Source organism: Chitinophaga arvensicola, assembly GCF_900110835.1.
Classification (GTDB): Bacteria; Bacteroidota; Bacteroidia; order Chitinophagales; family Chitinophagaceae; genus Chitinophaga; species Chitinophaga arvensicola.
The window spans coordinates 3,931,222-3,945,585 of sequence record NZ_FOJG01000001.1; the positions used below are offsets into that span (position 1 = coordinate 3,931,222).

8 protein-coding genes are annotated in these 14,364 nt (G+C 48.7%); all 8 read left to right on the forward strand.

The annotated features are described in order from the left end of the window. Positions 1 to 4 precede the first annotated feature (4 nt). The 8 genes from BMW79_RS16190 (at position 5) to BMW79_RS16225 (ending at position 14,357) form a co-directional block, all read left to right on the forward strand. The gene (locus BMW79_RS16190; RefSeq protein ID WP_089896475.1) at positions 5 to 1,603 is read left to right on the forward strand and encodes a solute:sodium symporter family transporter; all 1,599 of its coding nucleotides are present in this window, start codon (positions 5 to 7) and stop codon (positions 1,601 to 1,603) included. A gap of 35 nt (positions 1,604 to 1,638) precedes the next feature. Next, a complete protein-coding gene (locus BMW79_RS16195) occupies positions 1,639 to 3,591 on the forward strand; it encodes an alpha-galactosidase (RefSeq protein ID WP_089896477.1) in 1,953 nt (650 codons plus the stop codon). Positions 3,592 to 3,700: 109 nt separating this feature from the next. After that, positions 3,701 to 4,948, forward strand: a complete 1,248-nt coding sequence (locus BMW79_RS16200) for a 6-bladed beta-propeller (RefSeq protein WP_089896478.1) — start codon at positions 3,701 to 3,703, stop codon at positions 4,946 to 4,948. 4 nt (positions 4,949 to 4,952) lie between these two features. Continuing rightward, positions 4,953 to 7,796 (forward strand): peptidase associated/transthyretin-like domain-containing protein, encoded by a 2,844-nt coding sequence (locus tag BMW79_RS16205; RefSeq protein WP_089896480.1) that lies wholly within the window; start codon positions 4,953 to 4,955, stop codon positions 7,794 to 7,796. A 209-nt stretch (positions 7,797 to 8,005) separates the two neighbouring features. Beyond that, positions 8,006 to 8,611, forward strand: coding sequence for an RNA polymerase sigma factor (locus tag BMW79_RS16210; protein WP_089896482.1), 606 nt, complete (start codon positions 8,006 to 8,008; stop codon positions 8,609 to 8,611). 47 nt (positions 8,612 to 8,658) lie between these two features. Continuing rightward, positions 8,659 to 9,627 (forward strand): FecR family protein, encoded by a 969-nt coding sequence (locus BMW79_RS16215; protein ID WP_089896484.1) that lies wholly within the window; start codon positions 8,659 to 8,661, stop codon positions 9,625 to 9,627. A 108-nt stretch (positions 9,628 to 9,735) separates the two neighbouring features. Then, a complete protein-coding gene (locus BMW79_RS16220; RefSeq protein WP_089896486.1) occupies positions 9,736 to 12,930 on the forward strand; it encodes a TonB-dependent receptor domain-containing protein in 3,195 nt (1,064 codons plus the stop codon). An 11-nt stretch (positions 12,931 to 12,941) separates the two neighbouring features. After that, complete coding sequence (locus tag BMW79_RS16225) at positions 12,942 to 14,357, forward strand: hypothetical protein (RefSeq protein WP_089896487.1); 1,416 nt, start codon at positions 12,942 to 12,944, stop codon at positions 14,355 to 14,357. Positions 14,358 to 14,364 lie beyond the last annotated feature (7 nt).

A 14,364-nucleotide genomic window follows, 5' to 3' on the forward strand; every position in this document is an offset into this window, starting at 1 on the left:
ATTAATGCCACTGACTACTATTATCAGCTTTGCTTTTTTTGTGGTATTGATGACGGGTCTGTCGTGGTTCCTGACGAGAAAGCATCAGCTGAAAACGGCAGCAGATGTGTTCCTCGGAAGCCGCAGCCTAAACTGGATTGTCATAGGCGGTGCCTTGATCATGACCAACATCAGTGCCAACCAGTTTATCGGGGAAAACGAATCGGTGTTCATCAATAACATGTCGATCATGTCATGGGGCGTGACGTCTGTTTTTGCCATGCTGTTGGTCAGTGAGTTCCTGATGCCCATTTACCTGCGCATAGGAGCCGTTACCACGCCCGATTTCCTCGGTGTGCGGTATGATAGTGGCACCAAGAAAATTGTGACGGTTATTTTCCTGCTGAGTTACCTGGTGAACCTGATCCCGGCTGTATTATACGGCGGAGCGGTAGCCATCAACGGTATCTTCCACCTGAATGAAGTGCTGCATATCAGCTATTGGTCGGCCATCTGGCTGCTGGCTTGTGTCATTGGTATTACCGGTTTTCTGTACAATGTATTAGGTGGCCTGAAAGTGATCAGCATATCAGATACTTTACTGGGCGCCGGTATGATCGTAGGCGGTTTGCTGCTGCCTTACTTTGGCTTTAAATACCTGGGCCATGGCGATGCGGAAGCGGGATTGCTGACGGTACTGGGCAGTCATACTGATCACCTGAATGCCATTGGTTCCGCTAAAGACGCCGTGCCGTTCAGTACTATTTTTACGGGCATGCTGCTGGTGAATATTTACTATTGGGGCATGGAACAATTTATTGTGCAGCAGGCGCTGGGTTCTGTAAGCCTGGAGCAAAGCCAGAAGGGCATTGCGCTGGCCTGTTTGTGCAAGTTGTTATCACCGCTGATGCTGAATATTCCCGGATTGATTGCCGTACATCTTTACCTGCATCCGCAGGCAACGGCGGAAATATTTCCCCGCATGGCCGCAGATGTACTGCCACCGGCTTATACCGGACTCATTGCCGCAGTCGTATTCGGCGCTGCACTCAGCACCTTCAATGCAGGACTGAACAGTGTAGGCACGCTGTTTACCATGAATTTATACAAGCCTTTTATGATCGCCAGGAAAGGGCATGTGAGCGACCGGGAACTGATTGTGCGCACCCGTTTGTTCCAGGTAGGAGTAATGTTATCCGGTATTATCATTGCTCCCTTCATCATGTTTTTCAAAGGCGGTTTTTATAATTATATCCAGATGCTCGCGGGATTTTTCAGTATCCCGATCTTTACCATTATGGTAGTGGGGATGGCTACCCGTTATGTGCCACCCATTGCAGCCAAAGCAGGACTGATCTTTTTCCTGACGGCCAATGTGGTATTACAGCTGGTATTGAATACCGGCATCCACTACCTGCATTTACTGGCCATGACTTTTGTAGTAACAGCATTGCTGATGCTGCTGATAGGTAAAATAAAACCGATGGCCATTCCTTACCAGCCGGCGGCTGTTCCGGTAGTACCGGTAAAGCCGTGGAAAAACCGGCATTGGTATAGCGCCGCATTGTTGCTGTTAATGGTGCTGCTATTTATCATTTTTTCACCACTAGGACTTGCAAAATGAATAACTTATTGAGATGCCTTTTAGCTGGCACGGGAATGCTATGTCTGTCTGTGTCGCTGTATGCACAGCAAACCGCCACCATTCCCTTTGGTAAAAACAACCGCATTGTATACGATCTGCGCAACGGCACCTATGCGGTATGGGCAGGTGGTAAAGCCGTGATCCGCCATGCGTATGCGTTTTACGATGAATCAACATCACCGGATACCGCCCGGGTACCACGTTCCATGAAGGTGGCAACGATCCCTAACGGTAAGCAGTATACGATTACTTCTGCTGCCGGTGGATTGAAAAGAGAACATGTTTTCTATGTATACAACAACGACGATGCATTCTATACAGCGGTAGTACTGCGGGGTACGGGGGCGCGTTCCCGTTATATGAGCCCGCTGACCGGTGAAAGTATTCCTTACACCAGCGGCGTTTTTGTGCCTTTCGACAACGACGCCTGGATCAAATACCGCGTAGTGGATCTGGCAGGTGCTGGATTTACGGCATCGGAAGTAACAGCGGTATATGACAGTGTGAGCAATGCAGGTATTGTACTCGGCTCTGTGGAACACAACAACTGGAAAACAGGCATCCGGGTGGCCGGTGGGCAGTTATCTGCTATCGCCGGGTGGACAGACAGCCTCGTAACCCGCGACGGCATCCGGCATGGTATCGTTACACAGGGCGATACGCTGTGCAGTTCCCCGAAGATCATGGTGGCCGTTAAGGCCGACTGGCGCAAGGGTATGGAGCAATACGCCGTTGCGAACCGCCGGGCAGAACCCCGCTATATCTTCAACTGGAAAGGCGCTAAACCTTTCGGCTGGAACAGCTGGGGAAGTATGCAGACAAAACTCACGCTGCCCAAAGCCAAGCAGGTGGTAGACTTTTTCGCTGACTCCTGCAAAGCCTTCCGCAGCAAAGACGGAAATGTATATATAGATCTCGATTCTTATTGGGACAACCTTACCCAAGGCGGCATGACCGGCGATTTCAGTCAGCTGAAAGCCTTTGCCGACTACTGTAAACAAAGAGGTGTGAAACCCGGCATTTACTGGGCGCCTTTTGTAGATTGGAGCAAATCGCCCAGAACGGTAGAGGGGAGTCATTATAACTATGAAGAAGTATGGACGAAAGTAAACGGACAGTATCATGATTTTGATGGCTGCCGTGCGATGGATCCTACGCATCCGGCTACCCGTGAAAGGATCGCGTACCTGATCAAACGCTTCAAGGAGGCCGGTTTTGAAATGATCAAAATAGATTTCATTGGCCATGCGGCCATCGAGGCAGATCATTATTATGATCCTTCCGTACATACAGGTATGCAGGCGTTCCGTAAAGGCATGGAGTTCCTGGTAGATCAGCTGGATAGCAAGATGCTGGTATATGCCGCTATTTCGCCCAGTATGGCCACCGGCAGATACGTGCATACCCGCCGTATTGCCTGCGATGCGTTTAAGAGCATCGACGAAACCGCTTACACGCTCAACGCAACCAGTCTTGGCTGGTGGCAGAGCAAGGTATACGACTATGCGGATGCTGATCATGTGGTGTTTGAAGGCGCCTCTATTGGTGCCAACCGGGCAAGACTCACCTCCGCCATCGTTACCGGTACCATTATTACCGGCGATGATTATTCCGAACCAGGCAGCGCACACGTGGTAGCGCAGCAACTGTTGCAGAATAAAGAAGTGTTGCAGGCGGCACAACTCGAAGATGCCTTTCTCCCGGTAGATCATCATACCGGTGAAGCGCCGTCGAACCTGTTTGTATATAACGCCAGCGGGTATACGTACCTGGCCGTGCTGAATTATGGAAAACAGGCCGCTACTTTTTCTGCGGGTCTCGATAAGCTGGGCCTGAATACGAAGCAGGCATATCGTTGTAAAGAATTATTTTCCGGTAAGATATCTGAGGTAAAAGGTACGCTGCAGGTAAGCGTGGATGCGGCAGATGCAGTGATAATCCGGCTGGAGGCAATGCGCACCCGATAAGTGGTTTTGTTAAATACTGTTATATTATACAAAGGGGCTATACGCCCCTTTGTTATTTTCTATACATTGTAGTTGTTCCACGTTTAATCACACGACCCCCGTCCGTAACATGAAAAAGTCGGCCCTTTTATGCCTGTACCTGTGGTGCCTGTCGTTCACCGGCTATGCGCAGCAACATATTCCTGTAGATCAGGTAAGAATTGATCCAATGAATGCCATCGGTGGTGCCGCCGCCAATATTTTCCGGGAGGTGAACTACATCCCGCTGGAAACCACGAAGGAAAGCCTGTTTGGTGAGATCAACCAGTTGTTGGTAACAACGGAATATTTTATAGTACTGGATCAAAATGCAACCGCCATCCTGTTTTTTGATAAAGCAGGAAAGTTTCATCATAAGATCAGCAAGTTTAATTTTGACAGGGTATTTAAACAGGATCCCCGTCCGGGAATACGCAACATTACGATCGTTTCCATCAAGGCAGATCCGGGCAAACAACAGTTGTATATACAAACGGCATTCGAACGGCAATCATTATACGTGTATAGTTATGATGGTACCCGCATTGGAAAAATAGCGCTGCCGCCGAATACGCAGGATTATCAATTCCTGCAGGACGGCACCGGGATTTATATGCAGCAAAGACCGGTATCTGCCGATCAGGCAGGGTATATGCCTTTTGATCTGGCTATCCGGCGGGAGCCGGCGGGCATACCCCAATATCTGTTGCCCGTGGATTTCAGGTATGCGGCTTTAAGCAATGATCTTTACCGGCATATGAGTTACCTCACCTATAGCGGTAATCCCTGGCAATGCCTGTATATTCCGGATTTCGATTACCGGGTACAGGAGCTGGATACAGCGGGCATCCGCCATACCTACCAGTTTATATTTCCACTGGAATATTCCATCCCGGATAACTTTGGATACGACAGCAGCTATACCGGCAGAAGAAGGGCTTACCTGGAAGGGAAAAATGTATTTACGCAACTCTGGAATGTCTATAAAACAGGGGATTACCTGGTTGTTGATCTCCGTTGCCCCTGCAGCGGATGGGAAACGACTATGTTCACGCTGTTATATAGTTTGAAAACTACCCGGGTCATCACCCTGGACCGTGTTTCACCGGATGCTACTACCAGCTGGCTCCCGGTATCCGGCTACGGAAGATCGGAGTTGCTGGCCAGCGATGGTCAATACCTGTATACAAGTTATCCTTCACTGACCATGTTTGCAGCAAAGGAAGCGGCAGATGAGAAGCAGGCGGCATATAGTCCTGTATTAAAAAACTATTTCACGACGCAGGACCGTAAATCCAACCCGGTCATTGTTCAGCTCAGGCCTAAAGCGAATTTATAACTGCATGATGCCATTGTTCCGGTTATTTGTCAGCCTAAGCTTCCTGCTGACGGCACTATCCTCAGCGGCGCAACACGCGGATTCCACCCGTATGGGCAATGTACATGGTATTGTGCGCGACTCTGTGCATGACTATGCATTGCCATCCGCTACCCTGGCAGTATACAGGGTCAGTGATTCGAGTCTTTTGAGCTACCGGCTTTCTGATAATTTTGGTGAATTTCATTTCAAAGCATTACCGGTAGATGTGCCCCTTAAAATTACCGCCAGCTACATCGGGTATCGCCCGGTATCCCACTTGTTCCGTATTACTGCCGCTGATAAAAATATCGTGTTACCTGTGCTTCAACTGGAGAAGCAGGTGAACCGTTTGCAGGAAGTGGCTGTTGCTGCACCACCACCCGTACAAATGAAGGGAGATACATTGGAATTCAACGCAGACGCATTCCGGCTGGTACCTCATGCTCAAACGGAAGATCTGCTGCGATTGCTGCCAGGTGTTACCATCTGGGGAGATGGCGCGATCACTGTAAACGGGAAAACAGTAAGCAGCGTGTTGGTGGATGGAAAACCTTTTTTTGGCGGCGAAGCAAAGCTGGCTACACAAAACATTCCCAAACTTGCAGTAAATAAAATACAGGTATATCAGCAAATCCGTCACCGGGATAATCCGCTGGACTCCCTCACCATTATCAACATACAACTGAAAGCAGATAAACGCCGGGGCTATTTTGGAAAACTGGATGCAGGTTACGGCACGCAGCAGCGCTTCGAAGCAGATGCCAGCCTGAACTTTTTTACATCCCGTACGCAGCTGGGTGTGGTAGGCGCGGGCAACAATATCAATAAAACCGCCGCAGATGCACCCACACTGATGCGCAACAGCAGTTTTAAAGGAGTAGGCGCCAGCGTAGAATATCAGCCCGATTTCAGCATTCAGGGGCTTCATCAGCCCAATGCCGGTGGCCTCACCTTGCAGCACGATTTTACCACAGATCCTGCGTATTTTAAAACAAACCGGCTCAACGCAGATTACTTCGTGAAACAAGGAAATGATCAACTGCAGCAACAGGTACAAACAATGACAGCATTGGGAAATGATCAGGCCCAGATCCGGGAAACAGCTACTGCATCTGCGTCCGCTAACAGGGCACATGCTTTTTCTTCCCGCTATAGCCGTATCCGGCAGCAATATAATTTTTATGCAACAGGCGCCTTTAACAGCAACCGGGATCAACAGCGCAGCAGGGAAGAAAGCAGCATCTTCAATGCCGCCGGCGAACAGCAAAGCAGCAGCCTGTCGGTGAATGAGAGCCGCCGCACGGGGAATGAGGCGCTCTTCACCACAGGAATTAACCACCGGAAAAAAAGTACTAATCTGCGTAATAGTCCTGGCGACTACGATATCGCCTATACGTTTAAAGCGGGTAATTATCTTCATGAAACAGCCACACAGACCTTGTTCTCTTCCCGCGAAACACCGGCTGCCAACCGGACGTTTGACCGGAAATATCATACTGCCGGAAAAGAAACGACGCAGCAGCTGCATGCAAAAGCGGGCAATTTTATGCCTTTGATCGCCGGCTATCACAGTATCTTTTCCCGGTTATCGCTGCAAGTGGAGAACAATATCGAATGGCAGACCAGGAATGAAAACAGCATGGTGACGGATAACGACACGACGCATCATCGTTATATACGCAACGACTACCTCAGTAACAACAGCCGCTACCTGAGCATCAATGACCGCCCTTCTCTTCATATCGGCAGACTTATTTACCGGGGCCTGGTGAACCGCTACAGCAAAACCATCTCTCTTAACTTTCATGCGCAGGCACAGGTGTTTTACCAGCAAAATAGCGCGGATCATGCCTTTCAGAACAGGAAGGTCACGTACCAAAGGTTTATTCCTGAAGCAGAGATCAGCTATATCAATGATCAGTTTGGCGCGTTCAGGGATCATTATAGTCTCCGTTTTGCCACTTCTGCGGAGTATCCGTCGATAGCGCAACTAACGCCTTTAACAGATAGTGTGAACCTGTATGATGTAACTATTGGTAATCCGCAGCTGCGGCCGGCCGATAAACGGGAGTTGACTTTTAATATGCTGCATAGCAGTTTGCAGTCCCGCAACATTTTTAATTACCAGCTGCAGCTGAGTGCAGGTATAATCGATCATAGCTTTGCTGACAGTCGCTCCACCGATAGCCTCGGACGCAGTGTACACTATATCGTGAATGCAGATGGTCAGCGATACCTCCAGGCCAATGGGTACCTCGATAAGGCATTTAAATGGGCGCAGCACCAGTTGCAGTTGAATGTAAGGGCCACGTTTTATTTGTCGGATGTGCCCAACCAGGTGAATGGCGTATGGAACGAAACGCTTAGTCAACGTAGCAGTGTTCATCTCACCGGATATTATTATTTCCGTGATCTGATAGCTGTGAATGTGACGCAGGCTTTTTTATACGCTCACGCCCGGCAGCAAGGCATTAGCAGTGAGGCCTTCCGGAACAGTACCCACAGTACGGCCCTTAGCGCCAGTATCAATTGTTCGCCTCGTGTTACGTTCAGCAGTAACGCCACTTACAACTATAACACGTCTACAGGAGCCGATGCTATTCATTTTACCATATGGAATGCCCATGCGCTGTACCGGTTTACGCAACAGCATAACTGGGAAGTAAAATTAACAGCAATGGATTTATTACATCAGCATACCAGCGTGATCAGTGAGTCGGGTGATAATTTCCTGAAAAGAGGAACGGCCAGTGTGCTGCAACAGTATTTTATGATCACCGTAGCCTGGTTTCCCCGGCAGTTCGGTAAGAAAGAAACGATAAAATAATATATGTCCAAACATATGACAAAGCAGTACCTATTGTCAGGTAAGCCCTATCCCCGTCCTATCCAACTCCCATTTCAGCTCCATATAAGCGCCTCCTGTTAGATACAGCTTATCTATAAGTGGGCATTAGTTTAACATCCTGATATTATTCTAACATCCCTGGCACAATTAATACTGAGTTCATATCTCCTGCCTATGTTTGCGTGGATATGGAAAAGCATTCGGATAGCAGGTTGCTGCAAATGATACGGGAAGATCATCATCCGGCATTCACTACACTTGTCAACCGTTATTGGGAAGAGATCTACCGGTTTACCCGGTCCAGGATCCGGCAGGAGGCAGATGCACAGGATATTGTACAGGAGATTTTTATCAGTTGCTGGAATAACAGGAAGCATCTGTATGCGGGGAAGAACGACCAGTTTACCGCTTATCTCTACCAGGCGGCCCGTTATGCGGTGATAGATTATTACTCCCGCAGCCAGACAATGGTTTACAATGAAGTATTACTCGAATCTTTTATAGGGCATCAGCCGGTGAATATGACGGAGTCGCGGTTGCAGCTGAAAGAGCTGGATGCCTGCATCCGGCAGGAGGTAGACAGGCTGCCGGAGCAACTGAGGGTACCATTTGTATTGAGCCGTGAAGCCAACATGAGTCTGAAGGAAATTGCGACACAGTTGTCGCTGTCGGAACAAACCATTAAAAATAACATCACCAAAGCACTGGGCATCTTACGCCGTCGTTTACACCAGCAGGATATCTATCTGCTGATGGCAGGTTTGCCGCTTTATCACAAGTTCATAATTCCGTAACATACTTTCGGAGTACTTGTGTGTTCCCCGGGAGATAATATCGGGGTATGGACAAAAAACATCAACCGGATAGCCGGGTTAAATTATTACTGCAACGATACCTGCGGCGGGAAGCAACTCCCGAAGAGAAAGCCGTGGTAGATCATTGGTTCAATTCCCTCGAAGATAATACCACTTCCTTTTCCGGTGACCGGGAATCTCTGCGGAAGTCAATACTGGCAGGCATTACCGCCAGGACCGCACCCGCTGAAAAAGGCATCCGTGTCAGTTATCGCCAGGCATTCCGTTATGCCGCCATGCTCATCATACTTATTGGTACCGGTATTGGCATGTTTGTAAAATATGGCCGCTCCAAAGCACCGTTGGAACTGCATACCGGCAGGGGAGAAACGCTTACCTCGCAATTGCCCGATGGTAGCACGGTTACCCTGAATGCCATGAGCAGCCTGGTGATTCCTGCTGATTTCGCGAGATCCGAAAGAAAGGTACTGCTCTCCGGTGAAGCTTTTTTTGACGTGACTGCTGATCCGGCACATCCCTTCCGGGTGAGCGACAGCAGCATGACCACCACTGTATTGGGCACTTCTTTCAATATCCGCGCCTATGCAGGTGAATCTACCCGCAAAGTGGCCGTGGTGAGTGGTCGCGTGAAAGTGGAAACGCCCGGTAACTCCTTTACGCTGCAACATCATGAAATACTGCAATACCAGCCGCTTTCCGGGAAGGCCTGGCAAAGCCATGCAGATACGGCAGGTATGCGCGACTGGCAGGATGCCGTACTGGATTTCGATCACTTTACCATTGCAGAAATGATGGCGGCGCTGGAACGGCATTACCCTGTTCACATAGTATTACACAGCAGACCCGCAGATACCACTGTTTATAATATCCGCTTCCATAAAGAAAGCGTGGAAAACATATTGGGCGTGTTGAAAGGATTAACCGGCATCACCGTACATCCGCTCAACGGCCAACTGATTATTGACACTAAAACCTATGCGCAACAAATGAAATAAGGGAAAAAAACAAAACCGGAAGTGCTACCAACACCCCCGGTTTTTACCAGCACACTTGTGATGTGCCACATTTTTAAACGCTTGTAAACACTTAAAAACATTACAAAAATGAGAAATTTTTACACTGGTTGTATCAAACCAGTCAATACTCTTTTTTTCCTGAAGATGAAGCTAACATTGTTCCTTATCGTTCTTTCCGCCACCATGGCGTCGGCAGAAAGCATTACCGGGCAATCCATGGACAAAGTAAAAGTGACGATTGCCGTCCGCGAAGTAACCATGAAGCGGGTATTACAGCTGATAGAAGCACAGTCATCGCTGAGTATCGGTTACGACCTCAGTGTGATTCCATCTGAAAGTAAGATCAGCTATTCCGCCTCCGGGAAACCGGTATCGGAAGTACTGCATGAGTTGCTGAAAACTTTCCCGGTAAACATAGTACAGGTAAATGATAAATATGTGCTGATTCAGCCCGATGGTAGCCAGCAACAGGTAAAGATCACAGGTAGGATCACCGATCGTACTACCCATGAGCCTTTGCCCGGTGTAAGCATCAGCATCAAAGGCACCGGCGCCGGCACCCAATCGGATGTAGACGGCCGCTTTGCGCTGAACTTCCCCGCCAGCAAGGAAGATCTCACCCTCTCCGTATACCTGCTGGGCTTCAAGAAGAAGGAACTGCCACTGACCCGCGCCAATTGTACCGGTCTGCAGATTTCTCTGGAAGAAGACCGTCTCGGTCTGGATGAAGTAGTGGTAACCGGCCAGGGCATCGATATCTCCAAACGCCGCCTGTCTTCCACCGTTGTGAGCATCGGCTCCCGCGAACTGGAAGATGTGCCCGCCACGAGAATAGACCAGCTGCTGCAATCCAAATTACCTAATGCGCAGATCCGTCTTACCGGCGGTCAATCCGGGGCTACCTCCATTATCCGTGCAAGGGGTGTTAACTCTGCCTTTGTAAACTCTACACCGATCATCTATGTAGACGGAGTAAGAATGGATAACCTCAATACCGTTACCGCCCTGGGCGGTGGTAGTGCACAAGGCGCCGCCATCAGCTCCCTCGCGGATATCCCGATGGACAATATCGATAAAATAGAATACATCAATGGTGGTGCCGCCACCACTATGTACGGTTCTGACGCTGCCAATGGCGTGATCCAGATCTTTACCAAAAAAGGAGGCGCCGGCAAAACATCCGTTACCGCCGAAACGCAGATGGGCGTGGAAACACCGACGGGCGACTTCCTGCATTTCAAACGCACGAAGGAACTGCTGATGCAGAACGGCTTTTACCAGAAACAACATATCGGTTTGAATGGTGGCCAGGATAATTTTGGTTATAGCTTTTCTGCCAATTACCTCAATTCACAGGGAACGGAATTATTTAACCAGAACAACAACCGCAAAGTAGATTTCAGTACCGGCTTTCATGCTGGCCTGAGCGATAAGGTGACCTACGAAAGCTCTTTCACTTATGTAAATAATAAGTATAAGCGTAACCGTAATGGTAACCAGGGCGGCTATACGGGATTATGGTTTGCAGAAAGCGGTGCTTCCGCTATCACCGGCCCGAAATTCGATCCGAATATTGATAACTTGTCCGATAGCGCCTTCCAGCGTATGAAAGATTATGTGAGAGAAGCAGAACGCCTGCAGGACAATGATATTACGGTAAACCGTTTCCAGACTTCCCAGTCGTTTAAATACCGTCCGTTGAAAAACCTGGTATTCAAAGCTACCGGTGGTATCGATTACCGCGTGATGAAAAACCAGGTAATTACTACCAATCAATACCTGTCGTTTACCACCAACACCCAGGTAAAAGATCAGGGTAGCATCAACAACAACGACCGCAAATACCTGGGCATCACCCTGGAGTTGAACGGACAGTATGAAGCCAAAGTAAATGATTTCTCCTTTGTAACAACAGCCGGTACGCAGTTCTTCCGTAACGAAGACCAGCAGATCGCTTACAACGGCAGCAATATCCGCGATGGTGCAAAAAATATCAAAGATGCCGCCACTAAAACCAGTGATGAATTTTACCTGGAAGCCGTGAACTATGGCGTATATATCCAGGAGAACATCGGGTTTAAAAATAAACTGTTCCTCGATTTTGGTATTCGTGGTGATGGTAACCCGGCTTTTGGTAAAAACATCGGTATCCAGTATTATCCTAAAGTGGGATTCTCTTACATTCCGAGCGCAGAACCATGGTTTAGCGGTTTGTCGCAGGTAATTACCTCCGCCAAAGTGAAAGGTGGTTACGGTATTGCCGGTAACCTGCCTACGCCATTTGCCAATGAAAGAACCATTGCTTTCCAGGGATACAACAGCGATCAGGCCGCATTTTTTGGCCAGCCGGGAAATGATAACCTGCGCCCCGAGAAAACGCAGACCACAGAAGGAAGCGTAGACCTGGGTTTCCTGAAAGACCGTCTCCTGATCTCTGCCGGGTACTACAATTCCATCACTACCCATGCACTGTTCTATGTGCCACCTACGCCTTCCACAGGACAGTCTTTGTCGCAGTTGTACAACGTAGGCAAGATCCTGAACAAAGGCTGGGAATTCAGCATCACGGGAGTACCGGTAGAAACAAAAAACATTACCCTGCGCCTGAATGCTTCCGTGAACACTTTATACAATAACGTGGAAGATGCCGGTGGCGTACCACCTTTCAACATCAACGGATTCAGCGCCAGAACCATTCAAACAGTGGTAGAGCAGGGGCATCCGGTGGGTTACCTGAGAGGAAACTATGGAGTATTCGGACCTGATGGCACGCTGCAATCAACGGTAGCACAACAGAGCCTGGGTACTACTATTCCCAACCTGTTTGGTAGCATGGGATTGAACTTCCGGTACAAACAACTGAACTTCTTTGCCAACGCCGACTATCAGAAAGGTGCTTATGCGAACTCCTTTGACCGTCAGTTCCGCTTCAACTACGGCGCGGGTAACGAGGGTATTCCGCAGGCAGAAATTGATAAGAACAAGCGCACCAACTGGCTCAATTTCACCAATATGTTCACAGAGAAAACAGACTTTATCAAAGTGCGGATGATCGGTGTAACGTATAGCTGGAAACCGGCTATGTTCCGTAAAGTAGTGAAATCGGCCAACGTAGGTTTCTCTGCCATGAACCCGTTCAATTTTGCCGCTTCTTCTTTTGATCCGGAAGCAACGATCAGTGGTAGTGCACAGGGCCAGGGGGGCGCCACCACCGGTGGTATCTCTTACGCTACTTATTCTGCACCGCGCCAGTTTCTGGGTACGTTACGCTTAAACTTCTAAAAAAGATCTTCATGAAAAAATATATCTCCATTATCATCGCCGGCGGTATGCTGGCTTTACATGGCTGCTCCGTATTAAATCCGAATGTAACCGAACCGGTGTACCTCGATAATCCCAATCCGGCGAAAAGCTGGGTGACCGGTATGCGCAGGCAGCTGGCACTTACCATGAACCAGGTAGTAGTAAGTACCGAACTGGTATCTGACAACTATTTCAACAACCGTACCCTCAGCAGCAAAGTGTTTGATATTCCGCAGATCGACTATTTCGACCTGGATGTCAACAACCTGCAGGTACAGGTACAACGCTTACGGGAAATGTCTGAATACGGATTAACGAAAGTGTTGCCCGCAGATGCTTCCAGCACAGCGTCCGATTCTGCCGAAGTATATTTCAGCGGGGCTTTTGCCCATCTGCTCAGCGGCGAGCTGTTTGTAGGATTACCCGGCGCCGCCAAAGGAGCCGTACTTACACCTGCGCAGCACTATAACATAGCGCTCGATCAACTGAATAAGGCGATCGGCCTGAGCAAGGATGCCGCTGAAATTGCCGCGTACACGCTGTTGAAGGCGAGGGTATATTATGCCCTGGGAGATGCTGCCAATGCGGCGCTTTACGCCAAAACAGCCCTCAATAACACCGCCTTGTTAAGACAGGTAAAGTATGATGGGGTGAACAATGTGCCGAACGATATGCAGACCTATCTGTATTCATCTACCAACAACGAATTTGCACCTTTACCACGCCTGGACTTCCTGGATCCTAAATATTATCACACCGGTTTACCTGCCACCGATCAGAAGCCGGTAACCATCGTGAAAGCAGAAGAAGGTTTTCTCATCCTGGCGGAAACACAGATCTCCGCAGGGAATCTCGATGACGGCAGAAATACCTTGTTACAGTTGTTGTCTGTGGTAAATGGCCGCCCGGTAGTATTAATAGACGATAAGAAAGAAACCCGCAATGGTGGTAACAGGACCGACTATCCGCTGACAGCCGTAAAAGTGAAATTTGATGCCGCCGATTCCCTGCGCAGCAACTATGTACTGAACAGACAGGCAGGTAACATCAAAGCCTATACGGTGTCCGGTACCATGGTCACCGTAAATGACCTGCAAACAGCTACTACACAGGACCGCCTGTTATATGTACTGTATCGTATGCGCCAGGAAATATTTATCGCCGAAGGCAGAAGAATGACGGACCTGGGTATTAAGTTCCCTGTTTCGCAAACAGAGCAACTGAATAATCCTAATGTAAAAGATACGGATATCAAAGCGCAGATCCCTGCCTTTATTCCATTGAACAGGGGCATGGATGATTTCACGTACGACAAAGCAAACGGCGTTGTGACCATGAAATACGACATGAATGCCGTATTGGTGAATAACAAACATGCCAAAGAAATTTTTCCGTTTATTAATTAAAAGTTGA